The organism is Herbaspirillum sp. YR522 (assembly GCF_000282575.1).
Lineage (GTDB): Bacteria > Pseudomonadota > Gammaproteobacteria > Burkholderiales > Burkholderiaceae_D > Herbaspirillum.
Window position 1 is genome coordinate 1 of sequence record NZ_AKJA01000155.1, and the last position, 19,872, is coordinate 19,872.

Sequence of the window (19,872 nt, forward strand, 5' to 3'; positions counted from 1 at the left end):
TAGCCGAGCCGGCTGGCTGCCGCCGGCGTGCGCTGCTGCGAATTCTTTACGACATGCTGCATGTGCTTGATCCCTTCTTGCCTTCTTGATTGGTCGCTACCTGCCCGTTATTCGACTTCGCCGCCCGCGCCGGCCGGCACCAGGATCTCGCGGTTGCCGTTGGACTGCATGGTCGACACCAGGCCACTTTGCTCCATCTGCTCGAGCAGGCGCGCGGCGCGGTTATAGCCGATGCGCAGGTGGCGCTGCACCAGCGAGATCGATGCCCGGCGATGCTTCAGTACCACCGCCACCGCCTGGTCATACATCGGATCGCTTTCGGTGCCGCCACCCGCACCACCGGCGGCAGCACCGCCGGCGTCGGCATCCTCGAGGACGCCGCCTTCTAGGATGCCCTCGACGTAGTTCGGTTCCCCCTGGGCCTTCAGGTGCTCGACCACGCGGTGCACTTCGTCGTCCGACACGAAGGCGCCGTGTACCCGCACCGGCAGCGAGGTACCGGGCGCGTTATAGAGCATGTCGCCCATGCCCAGCAGCGCTTCGGCGCCCATCTGGTCGAGGATGGTGCGCGAGTCGATCTTGGACGACACCTGGAACGCGATACGGGTCGGCACGTTGGCCTTGATCAGCCCGGTGATCACGTCCACCGAGGGCCGCTGGGTCGCCAGGATCAGGTGGATGCCTGCGGCCCGCGCCTTCTGGGCGATGCGCGCGATCAATTCCTCGACCTTCTTGCCCACCACCATCATCAGGTCAGCCAGTTCGTCGATGATGATGACGATGGTCTCGAGCTGCTCCAGCGGCTCGGGCGCATCCGGGGTCAGGCTGAACGGATTGGGGATCTTCTCGCCGCGCTTGTCGGCGTCGATGATCTTCTGGTTGTAGCCGGCCAGGTTGCGCACCCCCAGCTTGGACATCTTCTTGTAGCGGCGCTCCATCTCCTCGACCGCCCAGTTCAGGGCGTGGCCGGCATGGCGCATGTCGGTCACCACCGGCGCCAGCAGGTGCGGGATACCTTCGTAGATCGACAGTTCCAGCATCTTGGGATCGATCAGGATCAGCCGGACCTGGCGCGGGGTCGACTTGTACAGCAGCGACAGGATGGTGGCGTTGATGCCCACCGACTTGCCCGAACCGGTGGTACCGGCCACCAGCAAGTGCGGCATCTTGGCCAGGTCGGCCACCACCGGATTGCCGGCGATGTCCTTGCCCAGCGCCACGGTGAGGCTGGAATGGCTGTCGTTGTAGACCTTGGAGCCGAGGATCTCGGTCAGGCGCACGATCTGGCGTTTGGGGTTGGGCAACTCCAGGCCCATGAAATTCTTGCCCTGGATCACCTCCACCACGCGAATCGAGGTCAGCGACAACGAACGCGCCAGGTCGCGGGCCAGGTTGACGATCTGGCTACCCTTGACGCCGGTGGCCGGCTCGATCTCATAGCGGGTGATCACCGGGCCCGGGTAGGCCGCCACCACCTTGACCTCGACCCCGAAGTCGGACAGCTTCTTCTCGATCAGGCGACTGGTGAATTCAAGCGTCTCCACCGACACCGTCTGCTGGGCAGGCGGCGCCTCGTCCAGCAGCGACAGCGGCGGCAGGTCGGTGTTGCTGTCCTCGAACAGGCTGGTCTGGCGTTCCTTCTGCACCCGGTCGGACTTCTGCACCTCGACGATCTGCGGCTCGATGCGAATCGGCGCGGCCTCGACGATCTTGGCCCGCTCCTGTACCACCACTTCCTCGCGCTTGACCGCCGCTTCCTGGCCGGCCTTGCGATCGGCGCGGGCCGAATAGGAGTTACGCAGCCACAGCAGGCCATCCTCGATGGCGCCACCGATGCGTTCGACCGCCGACAGCCAGGACACATGGAAGAACAGGCTCACGCCCAGTCCGAACAACAGCAACAGCAGCAGGGTGGCACCGGTGAATCCCAGCGAAGGCTGCACGGCCGTCCCGATCATCTCGCCCAGCACGCCGCCCGAGGAGTGAGGCAACTTGCCTGCCAGCCGGTGCATGCGGGTGAATTCGATACCCAGGCTGCCGGTCATCATGAACACGAAGCCGACGGCGCGGATGATCGGTTCCTGCTGGTAGGGCGGCTCGGCCTCGGCCTGCATCATGAAACGGGTCGACAGGTGGCGGTAGCCATTCATCACCGAACGCCCCAGCAGCACGCACCACCACCAGGCCGACATGCCGAAGATGTAAAGCATCAGGTCGGCCAGCCAGGCGCCGATGCGCCCGCCCCAGTTGGCCACGCGCGGCACCGAACTGGCCACCGACCAACCCGGATCGGTCTTGGAATAGGTGAGCAGGATCAGCACCAGGTAAAGCAGCAGCGCAGTCAGCGCCAGCCAGCGGGCTTCCGATATCAGCCGCACCAGCCGGTTGGGCATGGGTGCGGGTGGTGCTTTGGTATTGCGGATGTGGGCTTGACTCGTCTTCGACATAAATCCGGAAAAAAACTGTATGCCCATCGCGCCGGCAATGTGGATGGGCGAAAAAGATGGGCGAGAGACAAGCCGCCATTGTAACGGCATTGCATTGCAGTTCGCGCTTTTGACGCCAGGCACGCCATCGGCAACGACTCGGCCGTTATCATTATTGCAAGCCGGCCCGCCCCGGCCTATCGCCGGGATAGCGTAATTGCATCGGACGGCGCCGGGGCTTGGACTATAATCCTAACCGTTTTGCAGCGCGTTCGACATGCCACGCCGCTGCGGCCGCATCGACCATCGACATCCCTGCATCGCCGCGTACGCGGCATGCATTGAAAAACCTGAGCCCGGCTTCACCTGCTTGAAGTCTCCCTCATCCACGACGAAGAGTTATCTATGAGCACGTCCAAACACGCCAAGGTCCTGATTCTCGGTTCCGGCCCCGCCGGCTACAGCGCAGCGGTCTATGCCGCGCGCGCCAACCTCAACCCGGTGTTGATCACCGGCGTGGAGCAAGGTGGCCAGTTGATGACCACCACCGATGTCGAGAACTGGCCCGGCGATCCGCTGGGCGTGCAAGGCCCGGAACTGATGCAGCGCCTGTTGCAGCACGCCGAGCGTTTCAAGACCGAGATCATCTTCGACCACATCCACACCACCAAGCTGTCGGAGCGCCCTTTCCGCCTCATCGGCGACGCCGGCGAGTACACCGCCGATGCCCTCATCATCGCCACCGGCGCCTCGGCCCAGTACCTGGGCCTGCCATCCGAGCAGGCTTTCATGGGACGGGGCGTGTCGGCCTGTGCCACCTGCGACGGCTTCTTCTATCGCGGACGCGAGGTGGCGGTCATCGGCGGCGGCAACACCGCCGTGGAAGAAGCGCTGTACCTGTCCAATATCGCCAGCAAGGTAACCATCATCCACCGCCGCGACAAGTTCCGCGCCGAACCGATCCTGATCGATCGCCTGCTGCACAAGGTCACCGAAGGCAAGATCGACGTCAAGTGGCATCACACGCTGGACGAGGTCGTGGGTGACGACAGCGGCGTGACCGGCATCAAGATCAAGTCGACCCAGGACGGTGCCATCACCGACATCGCGGTACACGGCCTGTTCGTGGCCATCGGCCACAAGCCCAACACCACCATCTTCGATGGCCAGCTGGACATGCAGAACGGCTACCTCAAGACCCGCGCCGGCAACGAAGGCTTCGCCACCGCCACCAGCATCGATGGCGTCTTCGCCGCCGGCGACGTGCAGGACCATATCTACCGCCAGGCCATCACCAGCGCCGGCACCGGCTGCATGGCCGCGCTCGATGCCCAGCGCTACCTGGAAGGCCTGGAATGACGAAGTGCCGAACCGGCCGCCGGGAGTGAACTCCCCCCCGCCTGGCTCATCAAAGGCTGGCAGACCACATCGCGTCTGCCAGCCTTTTTTTATATAACGACAACAAAGGACAGATCGTGTCATCCACACTGCGCACTGCCCTCCCCCTGCTGGCATCGCTGTCGCTGGCCGCACTGCTATCGGCGTGCACCAATGCACAGGAAGGCAGGCCGGCCGAGGCCGGCTCCACCTGCAACGCAGCGGCGGCCGACAAGTTCATCGGCCAGACCCTGAGCGGGTATGTCGAACGCCAGGCACTCCTCGAAGCCGGGGCCTCCGTGGCGCGCGTACTGCGCCCGGATGACGCCGCGACGATGGACTACGACCCGCAGCGCCTCAATATCCACGTCGACCCGGGCAAGATCATCATCAAGCTGGCCTGCGGTTGAAGGCTGGCTCCCGCCGGCGGCATCAGGCAGCGCCATGGCTGCGGTTCTGATACATTTGAACGCATTGTATGAACCAGCGCGAGATGCGTTCCAGCCGGTCGGGGACGGCCGCAATCAAGGCAAGCCATGGCAAACATCAAGGAATTTTCCGCACTCGGGTCATTGCGCAAGACGTTGCAAGACCAGGAGCAGGCACGCATCAAGGCCGAGGTCGAACGGGAGCGCCAGGCGGCGCTGGCCGAGCGTGAGGCCAACCTGTTTCGTCACAGCATCGGGCGCGTGGCGCCACTGCCGGTCAACGCCATCAGCAAGGCCTTGCACCAGCCGTCGCCACCGCCGCCGATTCCCCGCCAGCATATCGCCGACGAGCAGGCTGCCCTGCTCGAATCGATCTCGGATGAGTTCACCGTCGATACCCTGATGGACAGCGACGAAGCGCTCAGCTTCGCACGCCCCGGCGTGGGGCCCGATGTGCTCAGCAAGCTGCGGCGCGGCAACTGGGTGATCCAGGCCCAACTCGACTTGCACGGCTACCGGCGCGACCAGGCGCGCGAAGCGTTGGGCGAGTTCCTGCGCAGCGTACGTCGACGCGGCCTGCGCTGCGTGCGGGTGATCCACGGCAAGGGGCTGGGCTCGGTCAACAAGGAGCCGGTGTTGAAGCACAAGGTGCGCAACTGGCTGATGCAAAAGGACGAGGTAATGGCCTTTTGCCAGGCGCGCGCCGCCGACGGTGGCGCCGGCGCGCTGGTGGTGTTGCTCAAGTCGAGCGAGCGGCCGGGAGGCTGAACGCCGGCGCAATGACATCCGCCGCGGGCCAGGACTCGCCTAGCCACGAAAAAGAACACGGTCGGTGCGCAACACCGACCGCCCGGCAATGGAAACCGGCCCCGGTCAGGCCTGGTGCCAGGCCGCCGTATAAATCCCCAGTGCATCGTCGACATCCACCTCACGTGGATTGTTGACCAGCAACCTGGTCTGCAACATGGCCCCCTCGGCCAGCCGTTGCAGGTCGGCCAGCGCGATTCCCACCTGCCGCAACGAGCGTTCGATGCCGGTCTGTTGGCTCACCGTTTCCACCCACCCGATCAGGCGCTGGGCGCGCGCTTCGTCGCTGCCATCGCGTGCGCCCGGCACCACCACATCGGCCAATTCAGCATACAGCGGCGTGGCCGCCGGCAGGTTGAAGCGCAACACATGCGGCAGCACCAGCGCATTGGACAAGCCATGCGGCACGTGGAAGATGCCGCCGATGGGGTATGCCAGCGCATGCACCGCCGCCACCGGGGCATTGGCGAACGCCTGCCCGGCCAGGGTCGCCCCCAGCAGCATCGCTTCGCGCGCGGCACGATCGGCACCATCGCGGCAGGCGGCCAGCAGGTTGCCCGCCAGCAGGCGCAGCGCTTCACGCGCCAGCATGTCGGACAACGGGTTCTTGCGCACCCGGCTGGTATAGGCCTCGATGGCGTGGACCATGGCGTCGATGCCGGTCGCGGCGGTCACCTTTGGCGGCAGGCCCAGCGTGAGCTCGGCGTCGAGCAGCGTCAGGTCGGCGTACAAGCGGGGCGACACCACGCCGGCCTTGGTGTTTTCGCCGGTGGTGACGATCGAGATCGGCGTGACTTCCGAGCCGGTGCCGGCGGTGGTGGGAATCTGCACCAGCGGCAGGCGCTTGGCGCTGATCTTGTCGACCCCGTACATGCTGGCCAGCGGCTGGGTGCCGTCGGCCAGCACCGCAATCAGCTTGGCCACATCCATCGACGACCCACCGCCCAGGCCGATGACCAGGTCGGCGCCGAAAGCGCGCGAGCGCTCGGCGGCGGCCAGCACCACTTCCTGCGGCGGATCGGCGACCACGTCGTCGATGACGCACACTTCGCAGCCCTGCGCGCGCAGGCTCTCGAGCGCCGGCACCAGCAGCCCGCTGCGATGCAGGAAGGCGTCCGTCACCAGGCTCACGCGCGTCGGCCTGAAATGCGGTTGCAGCAAACCACCCAGCCGGCGGCACCCGCCGTATTCGACCAGCAGCTTGGGGACGGTCTGGAATGCGAAATCGATCATGGTGCGCCTCGAACGGGACAGTGATGGATGGAGCCCCACATTGTATCCGTGCGTGCCGGCACGCGCGGCGCCGTCTCAGAACAGATCCATCTGCGGGCCTGCGGCGCCGCCCTTGCCTGCCACCGGATCCACCACCGGCCGCCGGAAACCGCTGGTGTCGAGGGTGGCGAACGCCCGGTTGCGATGCGACAGGCCCAGGCGCCGGCTGGCCTTGTCGAAGCGCTGCTGCAACAGGTCGGCCCACACCCCGGTGCCGCGCATGCGGGTGGCAAAATCGGCGTCGTAGTCCTTGCCCCCGCGCATATCCTGGATGCGGTTCATCACGCGCTGCGCGCGATCGGGGAAATGCGCCTGCAGCCATTGCCTGAACAAGGGACTGACTTCCCATGGCAGGCGCAGCACGATATAGCCGGCCTGCCCGGCGCCGGCTTCCACCGCGGCCTCCATCAGCCGCTCGAGATCGGGTTCGGTCACGAACGGGATCACCGGCGCAATCGACACGCTGACCGGAATGCCGGCCTCGGCCAGGGTGCGGATGGTGCGCAGGCGCCGCGCCGGGCTGGCCGCACGCGGCTCGAGGGTGCGGGCGATGGCCGGGTCGAGGGTGGTGATGGTGACGGCGGCGATGGCCTGGCGTCGTGCCGCCATGGCCGACAGCAAGTCGATGTCGCGCTCGATGAGCGACGACTTGGTGATCAGCGCCACCGGATTGCCACAGTCGTGCAAGACCTGGAGCACCCGGCGGGTAATGCCCAGTTGCCGCTCGCACGGTTGATAGGCATCGGTATTGATGCCCACCGTGATGGTGTCGGGCACATAGGAAGGGCGCGCCAGTTCGCGCAGCAGCAGCTCGGGCGCATTGACCTTGGCAAACAGGCGGCTTTCGAAATCGAGACCCGGCGACAGGCCCAGGTAACTGTGCGATGGCCGCGCAAAACAATAGATGCAACCATGCTCGCAGCCGCGATAGGGATTGATCGACAGGCTGAACGGCAAGTCCGGCGAGCTATTGCGGCTGATGATGGACTTCGCCTTTTCTTCGGTGACGATGGTCTTCAGGGGCGGCATTGCTTGACCGTCATCCCCGTAATCGGCGTCGGCACCTTCGTGCACCACGCCCTGGTGCACCCCGCCCTGCTGCATCGCCTGCCAGCCATCGTCAAAGGCCTCGCGGCGCACGGTGTCGTAGCGTCCACGCAGGTTGGTGACCGCGCCCCGCCCCTTCTGCGCCACCTGCGGTCGGTGCACGAATTGCTCGGGTGTGAGCGTGGCATCGTCGAGCTCGCGCGGCGACGCCGCCGCGGCAGGAAAAGGGGCGGCAATGCCTTCGGGAAACTTAGGAAACCTGGACACGTGATGGATCCGAATAATACTGTATGAATAAACAGTATTTTGCCTGCTGTCGGCGATGGCTGCAAACGCTGTTTCAATTCAGCGTTGCCGCCCTGGCAAGTCCTGGCCGTGGCACCGTGCATGCGCACGGCAATCGGTTATGCTTGAACCACACCGCTCCCGCTCCATCACAAAAAGGACATCGGGCAGCAAACGAAAGGAGACCAGCATGCAAACCCAGGCACTCCGACCTGGCGCCGGTGGCGCCGCAACTGCGTACAGCGTCCGACGCCAGGCCGCTGGAGCTGCAGATCATCGAGCGCTCCCATGAACGCAGTTGCGCCCATGGCATCAGCCGTGCGCAGCATCCCGACCTCGACGACGCGAGTCGCGTGTCAGCGATGAACATGCCAGGTGTGTCAACCTGGTACACCGTTGCAGGCTGCAGCGTTCAATGCAGGAACAGGCTGCTGCTGGAAATCATTGCGGTATCGACGAAGTCGGCACCCTGGTGATTGGTCGCCGAGAAATTGACCGGAAAGCCGCGATGCTCGAAGTTGCTCTCGTTGATGCTTTCCAGCGCCTCGATCAGCCGTTCGCGCGTGAGGTGGCGCCCGGCGCGCCGCAGCGCTTCGACCAGGATACGGGCACCGATGAAGCCTTCCATGCTGCCAAACGAGAACTCGCTGACGCCCTGCGCGACCATCAGCTTGCGGTAGTCCGCCACCAGCGGAATCGACACCTGCCAGGGCGACGGCACCACCTGGGCGATCACCACCCCGCGCGAGAACGCGCCCAGTTGCTCGATGAAGGTACGCTGGCCGGTGATCGAGGCGCCGAAGTAGCGACCGTGGTAACCCGCCTCTTGCAGCCCCCGCACCACCGTCACATTGAGCAATGGATCGCCATTGACCAGCAGCACCGCGTCCGGCCCCTGGGCCAGCGTGCGCCTGAGCAGCGACGGAAAATTGCTGGTCGCGTCGATGGCGCCGGGAAACACCGACAGGCTGCGCGCCTCGGCCTCTGCATTGAGTTCGTCGAAGAGTCGCTTGCCGAATACATTGTTCTGGTAGATGAGTGCCAGCCGCTTGATACCCATGCGATTGAACATACGCAACAGGTAGCGGTATTCACGCACGTAGCTGGCGCGTACCGTAAACACCTGGCGATTGAAGGCGTCATACAGGCTGGGGGCGCCGCTGCAGGGAAAAAGAAACGGCACCCGTGCCTGCGTCACCAGCGGCAGTACGGCCGCCACGCCCGGCCAGCCAACGTGGCCGAACAGGGCAAACACCCGGTCGTCGTCGATCAGGCGCCGGGTATTGGCCACTGCGGCCTCGGCGTCGTAGCCGTCGTCGTGGCTTCGCATTTCTATGCGACGGCCGTGTACCCCGCCATGTGCATTGACCACGTCGAAATAGGCGCGCGCACCTTGCGCACAGGCCTGGGCGGCACCGGCCAGCGGCCCCGACAGGCTGGCCGACTGGCCCAGCAGCAGGCGATCATGGAACACCCCGGTCTCGGCGCGGGCGGCCAGCACGACCATCAGCAGCGCCAGGCCGACGAGCCGCTTCGACAGGCGGCCCCCGGCGCCGATGGTGATGCGGCGGTCGGGATGGACACCGCTGGCCGAACCGCCGAAAAGAACCGCGTGGAATATGCCTCTCGTCATCGACCGCATTGCCATGTCCCTCCTAGGTAATGACCGACGGCAAGTCGAAGGCCATTCTTATTGATGCTGGACGGAGGTCGGGACACGGTGACGGGCAATAAAAAAACCGGCCTGTGGCCGGTTCGGGTCAGACGGCGTCGGCGCCTGTTTCTCCTGTGCGGATCCGAATGACCTGTTCGACCTCCTGGACGAAGATCTTGCCGTCTCCGATCTTGCCGGTGCGCGCTGCCTTGATGATGGCGTCGACTGCCTGCTCCACCACGCTCTCGTCGACCACGACTTCGATCTTTACCTTGGGCAGGAAATCGACCACGTATTCGGCGCCGCGATACAGCTCGGTATGGCCTTTCTGGCGACCAAAGCCCTTGACCTCGGTGACCGTCAGGCCGGTGACGCCGACTTCGGCGAGCGACTCTCTGACCTCATCCAGCTTGAACGGTTTGATGATAGCGGTCACTTGTTTCATGGCATTTTCCTCTCTTCAGCTAAGTCGCAAAAAATCAATTGTTTACTAAAAAAACGACGACAATCCTAGCGCATCCACACCTGGTCTTCGTTCTCGGGAATCGCCTGCAGGTTCTCCAGCCAGAGCGTGGCCTCGGAATCGGATGGCGCACGCCAGTCGCCTCGCGGCGATAGCGAACCGCCGCTGCCGACCTTGGGGGCGTTGGGCACGCAGGAGCGTTTGAACTGGCTGGTCTTGAAGAAGCGATAGACGAAGATGCCCAGGTTCTTCTTGATCTGCGCCAGGGTATAAACATTGCGCGTGCCGTGCAGGCCGTCGGGCCAATGCCCCTGCCCGCTGTCGTGCCAGGCCGAATGCGCCAGGAAGGCCACCTTGGCGGGCGTGAAACCATAGCGCAGGATGTAGTACAGGTTGAAGTCCTGCAATTCGTAGGGCCCGATGAAATCCTGGGTACGTTGGCCCGGGGCACTGGTCGAGGCCCCCGGGACCAGCTCCGGGCTGATCTCGGTATCGAGCACCTGCATCAGCACCTCGGGATCCTCCAGTGCCAGCGACGACGATTCTGCCACCCAGCGCACCAGGTGCGTGATCAGTGTCTTGGGCACGCTGGCGTTGACGTTGTAGTGCGACATGTGGTCGCCCACGCCATAGGTGCACCAGCCCAGCGCCAACTCCGACAAGTCGCCGGTGCCGATGACGATGGCATTGTTGTGGTTGGCCAGGCGGAACAGGTGGTTGGTACGCTCGCCGGCCTGGACGTTCTCGAAGGTGATGTCGTACACCGCCTCGCCCCGCGCATAGGGATGCCCCAGGTCCTTGAGCATCAGTTCGCAACTGGGCCGGATATCGATCTCCTGCGCGCTGCATCCGACCTGCCGCATCAACCGGTGGGCCTGGTCCAGGGTGCGGCCGCTGGTGGCAAAGCCGGGCATGGTATAGGCCAGGATATTGGAACGCGGCAAGCCAAGCTTGTCCATCGCCTTGGCGCACACCAGCAGGGCGTGGGTCGAATCGAGCCCGCCCGAGACGCCAATGACGACCTTCTGGATGGCACTCGACGACAGTCGCTGCACCAGCGCCTGCACCTGGATGTGGTACACCTCCGCGCAGCGCTCCTCGCGCAGCGCGGCGCTGGCCGGGACGTAGGGAAAGCGCGCGACCTGTCGCCGCAGCGGTAGCGGTCCGGCCGGTGCAAACGCCGGCAGCTCGATGGTGACGATGTCGAAGCGGCGCACCTCGTCGGCATGGCGCCGCACCGACTGGCCGAAGCTGGTCTGGTGAAAGCGCTCGCGCGACAGGCGCTCGAGGTCGACATCGGCGTAGATCACGTGACCGCCGTCGCCGAAGCGTTCGGACTGGGCCAGCAGCTCACCGTTCTCGCAGATCAAGGCCTGGCCATCCCATGCCACGTCGGTGGTCGATTCGCCATTGCCGGCCGACGAATAGAGATAGGCAGCCATGCAGCGCGCCGACTGCTGCGACACCAGTTGATGGCGATAGCCCGACTTGCCCACGACGACATTGGATGCGGACAGGTTCACCAGCACGGTCGCGCCGGCCAGCGCTGCAAACGACGACGGCGGGATCGGCACCCAGACGTCTTCGCAGATCTCGACGTGAAAACGGAAGTCGGCAATGCCGGCGATATCGAACAGCAGGCTGCCCACTGGCACATCCTGGCCACCCAGGCGCACATGGCTGCTGATGACGCAATCGGCCGGACTGAACTGGCGGGCCTCGTAGAATTCGCTGTAGTTGGGCAGGTAGGTCTTGGGCACCACGCCGTGCACGCGGCCATTGGCCACCACCGCGGCGCAATTGAACAATTGGTGGTCGATCTTCAGCGGCAAGCCGACGATCAACACCGCCGGCAGGTCGATGCTGGCCTCGACCACTGCCTGCAGGGCTTGCTGGGCGCCGTCCAGCAGGGCCTTCTGCTGGAACAGGTCTTCGCAGCTGTAGGCCGACAGGCCCAGTTCGGGAAACGAGACCAGTACCGCGCCCTGGGCGGCGGCCTGGCGCGCCAGTTCGATGGTGCGCGCCGCATTGAAGGCCGGGTCGGCCACCTTGCATTGCGGCACGGCCACCGCTACCCGGGCGAAACCATGGTTGTAGAGGTTGAAGAATTCACTTGGCATGCTAGTTCCTGATTGTCTGACGCTGGCGCGGCGCAGGCGCGATACCTGGAGCGTGATGCAGCGCGACGCCTTTTTTTCATTTTGCGTAGAATGCCTGATCGGTCGGGCTCTGCGGCTCGCTGATCCAACATAACCCGAATGCAGGCAATGGATTATCGCACGCGAATCGTTTCTTCTCTGGCCCAGATTGGCCAGCCGCAATGGGATGCCCTGGTCGGCCAGCAGCAGGAGGCCACCCCCTTTCTTTCCTATGCGTTCCTGCACGCGCTTCACGAGAGTGGATCGGCCAGCGCCGAGACCGGGTGGCAGCCGCATTACCTCAGCCTGTGGCAGGACCAACAGCTGGTCGCGGCCCTGCCGCTCTACCTGAAAAGCCATTCCTACGGCGAGTACGTGTTCGACTGGGCCTGGGCCGAGGCCTACCAGCGCCATGGGGTCGAGTATTACCCCAAGTTGCTCTCGGCGATCCCGTTCACGCCAGTGCGCGGCAGTCGCCTGCTGGCGCGCGACGATGCCGCACGGGCGGCGCTGCTGGTGGCCTTGCAGGCGCTGCAGGTGGACGGCCGGCACTCCTCGACCCATGTGCTGTATCCGCCTCCCGAGCAGGCCGAGGCGCTGGCCGAGGCCGGCTTCCTGCTGCGCTCGGGGGTGCAGTTCCATTGGCACAACGAGGGCTATGACAGCTTCGCGCAGTTTGCCGCCACGCTGGAACGCAAGAAACGCAAGAACGTGCTGGCCGAACGCCGACGCGTGGCCGAACAAGGCGTAACGCTGCGGTGGCTGCGCGGCGCCGAGATCGGCGAGGCGCAATGGCGCTTCTTTCACCGCTGCTATCGCCATACCTATGCGGCGCACTACTCCACGCCCTACCTCAACCTCGACTTCTTCCTGCGCATCGGCGCCAGCATGCCGCAGCACCTGCTGCTGACGCTGGCCGAGCGCGACGGCCAGCCGATCGCCGCCTCGCTCACGGTGTACGACCAGCACACGCTGTATGGTCGCTACTGGGGCGCGCTCGAACATGTGCCGTGCCTGCATTTCGAGACCGCCTACTACCAGCCGCTGGAGTTCTGCATCGCCCAGAAGATCACTTGGTTCGAAGGCGGTGCCCAGGGCGAGCACAAGATGGCGCGCGGTTTCCTGCCGCAGAAGACCTGGTCGGCGCACTGGCTGGCCCACCCGGGGTTCTACGATGCGGTGGAGCATTTCCTGCAACGCGAAGGGGGCGGGATCGAGGACTACATCAGCGAATTGAACGAGCGCAATCCGTTCCGCGACCCGCCCCGGCCATCCTGAGCCGGTGCGCTCAGCGGCGCGCCACACCTGCCAACGGCAGCGTGGCAAGGCGCGCTTCGATCTCGCTGCGCACCGCCGGTGGCACTTCCATGTCTTGCAGCGCGCGCGGCCAGAGCTCCCTGGCGCGTGCCACCGTCTGCAGCACGGCGGCCTTGGCGATGCGTGGCGAGATGCCGGCCTGGCGCGCCATGGAGGTATAGGTGTCCAGGGTTTCCCGGCGCTGCAAGCCATCGATGGCGACGTTGGCGCCGTAGCCCCGGAATCCTGGCAGTGCTGCCACGCACACGATATCGTAGGCCGGCGACAGCTCGGGGCGGATGCCATTGTGATACAGCACGCTGAAGTTCTTCAGGTGGGCATCGGAGTTACCGATGAGCGTATTGACCGCCTGGCGGATGAAGAATTGACGGATATCCTCGATGCCGCGCGTGCTGAGCCGGTCAAGCACCTGGATCAGCTTGACGAACTGCGCCGCACCGGCGTACTTCTGCCCGGGCATCAGCGTCAATAACTGGCAGGCATCTTCCATGTGCACCGCGCTGCCGGGTCCGCGATCGAAGCGATCGACCGCCAGGAAGCGCGCATCCGGGCCCAGCGCGGCCACCAGTTGCGGATGGTCGTTGAGCTCCCGCATGGAGACCGGGCGGCATTGCGCGACATTGACGCCGGCCAGTCCCGCCAGGGTCATGCAGGTGTATTCATTCATCACCTGCGTGTCGTCACCGGGCGCGGGCAGCTTGGCGATGAGGTCGGACAGCCGCCCCTTGACGGGCATGCTGTAACGCCTGCCATCGCGCGCGTGGGACAGTGCCAGCTTGTCCTGTACCCCGGACAACGAGGCCGCGCCCTCGGCCGCCTGCTCCGGCACGCCGATCTCAAGGTTGTCGGCGCCGCCGGTGACGCCATAGGCGCGCGCGGCCGCCGTCAGGTGGTCGAGATCGGCGGGCACCACCGTCACCGCGCCGGGCAGGTCCTCGCCGGCGGCGGCCAGCACGCCGAAGTCGTCCATGTCGCGATCGCTCTTGCGGGTCGCCGCAAGGCGACGCCGCAGCGCCCCCTCCGGCATCAGCCCGGCGAAGAACGGCGGCAGCTCGCCGCGTTCGCGATACAGCGCCGGATCGAAGTGATTATTGAGGGTTTCCTGGGTCACCCGTTCGGCGCCAGGCAGCGTCATCGACAGCGATAGCGTGGCGCGCTGGCGATCGGCCAGGTACTGCTCGGTGGCGACAAACCGCGTGACCCGACCGGCCTCGCAGAGCCAGCCTATGTGCCGGCCGTGCAGCCTTACCTCCAGGTAACGCGGGGTCAACCCGCCAGTGGCCTTGCCCTGCACTCAATGCCCCTCGAGAAAACGGTCGACGGTCGACGCCACGTCGTCGGGACCGATGGTCTTGCCGGACAGCAAACGTGCCAGTTCCGGCATCAGGTGCTTGGGCACCACCACCAGACTGGCATCCATGGCGTCGGCCAACGCTTCGAGCGTACTGAGCCGCGAGTCGGTACGGCCGTTGAGGGCATTGCTGACCTGCGGCACGCTCATGGCGGTCAGGCTCGACAGGTTCTGCAGCGTACGCCCGAGCTCACCGCGCCTTTGCTGAAGTTGCTCGAACACCGTCATGTTATTCCTTTCGATAAATATCGATCAAATATTATTTTAAAGCATAAATTCATACCCCTTGAACTTATACTATAACGTAATATTTCATTTATATTTATTTTATTTAATAACATTTAACTCTAATGGCAGCAATCCATGGCGACCGACCATCCAAAAAGAAACAGCCAGTATCGGATCCCGATACCGGCTGCCAGCGCTTGCCCGACATCTCAGCCGCGCATGACCTGCATCACTTGTAGCCGACCCGGTCCAGCATCTGCAGCACTTTCTGCTGGTTGGCGCCGACTGCGCCCACGTTGATCACCTCGGCCTTGAACGAACCCATCTTCTGCAAGGCAGGATTGTCTGTCTTGACGCTGGGGACGGCTGGCCATTCGTTGTTGCCCTCGGCGAAATAGCGCTGGGCATTGTCGCCGGCCAGGTATTCGAGGAACTGGATCGCCTCGGCCTTGTGCGGCGCATGCTTGGCCACGCCGGCGCCGGCGATGTTGACATGGGTGCCATAGCTCTTCTGGTTAGGCCAGACGATACCGACCTTTTCCATCAGCGCGACATCCTCGGGCTTGGTCGAGCGCAACAGGCGCGCCACGTAGTACGAGTTGGAAATCGCCACCTCGCATTCGCCCGAGGCCACCGCCTTGATCTGGTCGGTGTCACCCCCTACCGGCTGGCGCGCCTGGTTGGCCACGATGCCCTTGAGGATCTGCTCGGTCTTGGCCGGGCCGTCATGCTCGAGCAACGCGCCGAACAGCGACACGTTGTACGGATGGGCGCCGCTGCGGGTGCAGACCCGTCCCTTGTTCTTCGCATCGGCCAGCGATTCGTAGCTATCGACATCGTCCGGCTTGACGTTGGCCTTGTTGTAGACGATCACGCGGGCACGCGTCGAAAAGCCGAACCACTGCGTGCCGTCGCTGCCTTCCTTGCTGTGCAGGTTGGCGGGAATACGTTGCTCCAGCAGCGTCGACTTGATCGGCTGGAACAGGCCTTCGCTCTGCGCCTTCCACAAGCGTGCCGCATCCACCAGCAGGATCACGTCGGCCGGGCTGGCCGCGCCCTCGCTCTTGAGGCGAGCCAGGATACCGGCGTCATCGCCATCGATGCGATTGATCTTGATGCCGGTGGCCTTGGTGAAATCGGCATACAGGGTTTCGTCAGTCTGATAATGGCGCGCCGAATAGAGGTTGAGCACCTTGTCCTGGGCGACGACAGACAATGCGGTACCGGCCAGCAAAGCGCCGAGCACGAGTTGACGAGCAAACATGGACCATCCTTTTCCAAAAATTGATCGAACGCCCGACATGACTATCGGGCTTCATTTTTGGCGCGGATCGCGATGGCGGCAGCTGGTCGTGCCTTGTTGTAGGTATCGATGGCCGGGGACACTGGCCGTCCCCGGCAAAACGCAGGCGACTATAACACGAACAAGACGCATTACCATCCATAAATGCACCCTGCCCCCTGCCTGTGGATCGGTGCCCGGCCGGGCCGCGGCTCAGCTGGTGACCTTGACCCCGAAGTCGACCCCGATACCGGCCCACCACTCCTGTTCCTTCTGGAACCAGAACGAGATGCTGGGGTGGTCGGTGATGTAGTCGCGCCGGATCTCGATATCGATCTTGCTCTTGAGCTTGACCCGCACCTTGTCGAGATCGAGCGTGATGTGCGAATGCCGGAACATCACCGCCAGCCGCAACGCCAGCAGGGCCTTGGCGAAATCGACGTCGCCCAGCATCTCGCTGATCTTCTTGAGGTTGCCCTTCTGGCCCAGGATCAGCGTACTCATCAGGCGTTGTTCGCGGGTGGTGAAACCGGGCATGTCGGCATTGGCGACCATATAGGACGAATGCTTGTGATAGCCGGTGGGCGAGACGATCAAGCCGGTCTCGTGCAGTTGGGCGCTCCAGTACAGATAGCGGGCATAGGCGTCGCTGGCGGGCTTGAGCAGCTGGAAGAAGCCGCGCGCGGTGTCGGCCACGCCGCGCGCACGCACTGCGTCGACCTGGAAGCGACGCATGAATTCGTCCACCGAGCGCTCGCGGCGGTCGGCCTGGGTGGCGCGCAGTTGCAGGTCCCACATCACGCCCATGCGCAAGCCGGCCTCGACCGGGGTGATGCGCCCGATGCCGAACTGCTGCATGAAGCCGATCAGCACGGCCAGGCCCCCCATGATGACGCCGGCGCGGTCGGGCTTCATGCCATCCAGCTCGATCTGGCTGACATGGCCGAAATCGATCAGGTGCTGCATCAGCACGGCCAGGCTGGGCAGGCTGACCCGGCCGTCGCCCATGCGATTGCGGGCGATGGTATCGGCGATGGCGCGCATGGTGCCCGACGAACCGTAGACATTGACGTCGGCGTGAAAGTCGAACAGGTGTACCGCGTCCTCGACATGCGAACGTGCCGACAGGATGGCGCGTTCGAAGGCGGCCGCGGTAATGGCACCATCCGGGAAGAACGCCAGGCTCTGGTTGACGGTACCGATGCCGAACGATTCGACGTGCGAGATATCGCTGCCGCAACCGCGCACCACCTCGGTGGAGCCGCCGCCGATGTCGATCACCATGCGCTGCTCGGTGGCATCGGCCAGAACCCCGGCCACGCCCATGTAGATCAGGCGCCCTTCTTCCTCGCCGGAAATGATTTCCACCGGATAGCCGATGGCGCGCTCAAGCTCGGGCAACAGGTCGATTGCATTGCGCGCCACGCGCAAGGTGTTGGTCGCCACCACCCGCACCGAGTCGAGCGCGTAGTCGCGCAGGACGGCGCGAAATCGGGTCAGCGAATCGATTGCGCTCTGGCAGGCCTGCGGCGTCAGGTTGCCGCTCTTGTCGATGCCGGCGGCCAGGCGAATCGGGTCGCGCGCACTCTTGATCACGCGAATGCCATCGTTCTCGTATTTGCCGATGTGCAGGCGAAAGCTGTTGGAGCCAAGATCAACGGCAGCAAACATTCCATTCCTTCCGGTTCGGGCGACACCGCTGGCCGCGCCATAAAGACAATCAAGGCAATCAAGATAATCGCCTCGCATGACAGATTGATGACACCCTCGCCCGCCGGCGCCTTGAGCTTGCCGCAATACGGCGTGCGGCCTGTAGAATGGCGGTGCGGGACGCGCTGGACACGGCGCGATATTATTTTAAACAATTTACTAAAAATTCTTCGATGTCGGGCATTCTTTATCTGGTTCCCAACACGCTCGGCACTGTCGAGCCCGGGGCCGAGGGCGCAGACGACGCCACTCATCGGCTGGACTTCATCATTCCCCGCGAGGCGCAATCGATTGCGGCGCGACTGGATTATTTCGTGGTCGAGAACGCCAAATCGACACGCGCCTTCCTGAAGCTGCTGGGCACGCGGCAACCGCTGGCGCGACCGATCCAGGAAATCGCCATGGCCGAACTCAACGTCAATACCGACGCCGCAGCGCTGCCGGCGCTGCTGGCGCCGTTGCTGCAAGGGCGCGATGGCGGACTGATCTCGGAAGCGGGGGTGCCGGCGGTGGCCGACCCCGGCGCCAACCTGGTACGCCTGGCGCACCAGCATGGCATCCGGGTACGTCCGCTGGTGGGGCCATCGTCGCTGCTGCTGGCGGTCATGGCCAGCGGCCTGAACGGCCAGAGCTTTGCCTTCAATGGCTACCTGCCCACCGACGCGGCCGCCCGTACCAAGCGCATCCGGCAACTGGAAGAACGCTCGCGCACCGAACACCAGACCCAGTTGCTGATCGAAACACCTTACCGCAACGCGGCCATGCTGGAGGCACTGGCCAGCAGCTGCGCCCCCGGCACGCTGATCTGCGTAGCCACCGACCTGAGCCTGCCGGGCGAGGCCATCCGCACCCAGAGCGCGACCCAATGGAAGGCGGCGCTGGCCAGCGGCAAGGCCCCCGACTTCCACAAGAAACCGACGGTGTTCCTGCTGCTGGCGCAGTGAAATGCGGTGACATCATGTAAAAAGGCCGGCTGCCCATGCAGCCGGCCTTTGTCTTTCCAGGCTGGCCGGTCAGCGCAATTGAGGCAGCGCCGACGACATCATGGTCTTGGCCACACCGGCGCCGAAGGCGACGCCGAACTTCTTCAACACCCGGTCCGACAGGTTCTCGGTCTGCGTATAGTCGACCACGTCGGCCGCCTTGATCACGTCACGCGCCACGCTGTCGACGGTGCCATAGCCATCGGCCAGGCCCAGCTCGACTGCCTTGGAACCGGTCCACACCAGGCCCGAGAAGGTATCGGGGGTTTCCTTCAGACGCGCACCCCGGCCCTGGCGCACCACCTCGATGAACTGGCGGTGGATCTCTTCGAGCATCGACTGCGCGTATTCACGCTGCCTGGGGCTTTGCGCGCTGAACGGATCGAGGAAGCTCTTGTTGTCGCCAGCGGTCAGCAGGCGCCGTTCCACGCCCAGCTTTTCCATCAGGCCGGTGAAGCCGAACCCGTCCATGAGCACCCCGACCGAGCCGATCAGGCTGGCCTTGTTGACGTAGATGTGGTCGGCAGCGGCGGCGATGTAATAGCCGCCCGAGGCGCAGATCTCCTCGACCACCACGTGGATGGGCTTGTTCGGATAGGCCTTGCGCAAGCGGGTGATCTCGTCGTTGATCATGCCGGCCTGTACCGGGCTGCCGCCGGGACTGTTGATCTTGAGGATCACGCCCACCGAATCGGCGGCGGCAAAGGCCTTGTCCAACGCCGGGATCACCACCCCGGCCGAGCCCTGGCCTTCGGATTCGATGGTGCCCTTGATCTCGACCAAGGCAGTATGGGTGCCCAATGGCTCGCTCTCGGTCTTGCCGTAGGTAAAGGCCATCCACACCCCGAAGACCACCACCACCAGCAGCGCAATCCGGAAGAAGATGCTCCAGCGACGCCGTGCGCGCTGTTCCTTGACGGCAAACAGCGCCAGCTTCTCGAGCACGTCGCGCTCCCAGCCGATGTGCTTCTTGTCGTCGCGCGCGGACCTGGGGGTCGGGTCCGGGCTACGGGGATCCGATGTCGGGTTGACCGGGGATGGTGGAACCTGCTGGTTGTCGATGTCGTTGTTATTGCTCATATGCTCACTTTATGCAAAGTCGCC

The 19,872-nt window shown here is 64.3% G+C and carries 16 protein-coding genes; 5 read left to right on the top strand and 11 right to left on the bottom strand.

The features are described from left to right. Positions 1-107 precede the first annotated feature (107 nt). Entirely contained in the window at positions 108-2,447 is a 2,340-nt protein-coding gene (locus tag PMI40_RS21560) for a DNA translocase FtsK (protein ID WP_040502654.1), read from the bottom strand. A gap of 384 nt (positions 2,448-2,831) precedes the next feature. On the opposite strand from PMI40_RS21560, the gene trxB reads away from it, so the two are divergent. The 3 genes from trxB (at position 2,832) to PMI40_RS21575 (ending at position 4,999) form a co-directional block, all read left to right on the top strand. After that, the gene (gene trxB, locus PMI40_RS21565) at positions 2,832-3,785 is read left to right on the top strand and encodes a thioredoxin-disulfide reductase (RefSeq protein ID WP_008119869.1); all 954 of its coding nucleotides are present in this window, start codon (positions 2,832-2,834) and stop codon (positions 3,783-3,785) included. A 116-nt stretch (positions 3,786-3,901) separates the two neighbouring features. Next, positions 3,902-4,213: an I78 family peptidase inhibitor gene (locus PMI40_RS21570; protein WP_008119870.1), complete on the top strand. Its 312-nt coding sequence runs from the start codon at positions 3,902-3,904 to the stop codon at positions 4,211-4,213. Between the two features lie 126 nt (positions 4,214-4,339). Continuing rightward, the gene (locus tag PMI40_RS21575) at positions 4,340-4,999 is read left to right on the top strand and encodes a Smr/MutS family protein (protein ID WP_008119871.1); all 660 of its coding nucleotides are present in this window, start codon (positions 4,340-4,342) and stop codon (positions 4,997-4,999) included. Between the two features lie 105 nt (positions 5,000-5,104). Here PMI40_RS21575 and PMI40_RS21580 read toward each other — a convergent pair whose 3' ends face one another. The 5 genes from PMI40_RS21580 to PMI40_RS21600 form a co-directional block, all read right to left on the bottom strand. Further along, complete coding sequence (locus PMI40_RS21580; protein WP_008119872.1) at positions 5,105-6,271, bottom strand: iron-containing alcohol dehydrogenase; 1,167 nt, start codon at positions 6,269-6,271, stop codon at positions 5,105-5,107. Positions 6,272-6,346: 75 nt separating this feature from the next. Continuing rightward, the gene (locus PMI40_RS21585; protein ID WP_008119874.1) at positions 6,347-7,624 is read right to left on the bottom strand and encodes a PA0069 family radical SAM protein; all 1,278 of its coding nucleotides are present in this window, start codon (positions 7,622-7,624) and stop codon (positions 6,347-6,349) included. A 430-nt stretch (positions 7,625-8,054) separates the two neighbouring features. Continuing rightward, positions 8,055-9,275 (bottom strand): ABC transporter substrate-binding protein, encoded by a 1,221-nt coding sequence (locus PMI40_RS21590; RefSeq protein ID WP_051001869.1) that lies wholly within the window; start codon positions 9,273-9,275, stop codon positions 8,055-8,057. Between the two features lie 127 nt (positions 9,276-9,402). Then, complete coding sequence (locus PMI40_RS21595; RefSeq protein WP_008119878.1) at positions 9,403-9,741, bottom strand: P-II family nitrogen regulator; 339 nt, start codon at positions 9,739-9,741, stop codon at positions 9,403-9,405. A 65-nt stretch (positions 9,742-9,806) separates the two neighbouring features. Continuing rightward, a complete protein-coding gene (locus PMI40_RS21600; RefSeq protein ID WP_008119880.1) occupies positions 9,807-11,879 on the bottom strand; it encodes an NAD(+) synthase in 2,073 nt (690 codons plus the stop codon). Between the two features lie 147 nt (positions 11,880-12,026). Between PMI40_RS21600 and PMI40_RS21605 the strand changes: the two genes are divergently transcribed. Beyond that, positions 12,027-13,175, top strand: coding sequence for a GNAT family N-acetyltransferase (locus PMI40_RS21605; RefSeq protein WP_008119882.1), 1,149 nt, complete (start codon positions 12,027-12,029; stop codon positions 13,173-13,175). Between the two features lie 10 nt (positions 13,176-13,185). Here PMI40_RS21605 and PMI40_RS21610 read toward each other — a convergent pair whose 3' ends face one another. The 4 genes from PMI40_RS21610 to PMI40_RS21625 form a co-directional block, all read right to left on the bottom strand. Continuing rightward, positions 13,186-14,508 (bottom strand): type II toxin-antitoxin system HipA family toxin, encoded by a 1,323-nt coding sequence (locus tag PMI40_RS21610; protein ID WP_008119885.1) that lies wholly within the window; start codon positions 14,506-14,508, stop codon positions 13,186-13,188. Next, the gene (locus tag PMI40_RS21615) at positions 14,509-14,793 is read right to left on the bottom strand and encodes a helix-turn-helix domain-containing protein (protein WP_008119888.1); all 285 of its coding nucleotides are present in this window, start codon (positions 14,791-14,793) and stop codon (positions 14,509-14,511) included. A gap of 229 nt (positions 14,794-15,022) precedes the next feature. After that, positions 15,023-16,057: a Fe(3+) ABC transporter substrate-binding protein gene (locus PMI40_RS21620; protein WP_008119890.1), complete on the bottom strand. Its 1,035-nt coding sequence runs from the start codon at positions 16,055-16,057 to the stop codon at positions 15,023-15,025. A 231-nt stretch (positions 16,058-16,288) separates the two neighbouring features. Continuing rightward, complete coding sequence (locus PMI40_RS21625; RefSeq protein ID WP_008119892.1) at positions 16,289-17,746, bottom strand: Ppx/GppA phosphatase family protein; 1,458 nt, start codon at positions 17,744-17,746, stop codon at positions 16,289-16,291. Between the two features lie 212 nt (positions 17,747-17,958). On the opposite strand from PMI40_RS21625, the gene PMI40_RS21630 reads away from it, so the two are divergent. Further along, complete coding sequence (locus PMI40_RS21630) at positions 17,959-18,729, top strand: SAM-dependent methyltransferase (protein WP_008119894.1); 771 nt, start codon at positions 17,959-17,961, stop codon at positions 18,727-18,729. 69 nt (positions 18,730-18,798) lie between these two features. Here the strand turns inward: PMI40_RS21630 and PMI40_RS21635 are convergent, their stop codons facing one another. Next, positions 18,799-19,848 (bottom strand): S49 family peptidase, encoded by a 1,050-nt coding sequence (locus PMI40_RS21635; protein ID WP_008119896.1) that lies wholly within the window; start codon positions 19,846-19,848, stop codon positions 18,799-18,801. Between the last annotated feature and the right edge of the window lie 24 nt (positions 19,849-19,872).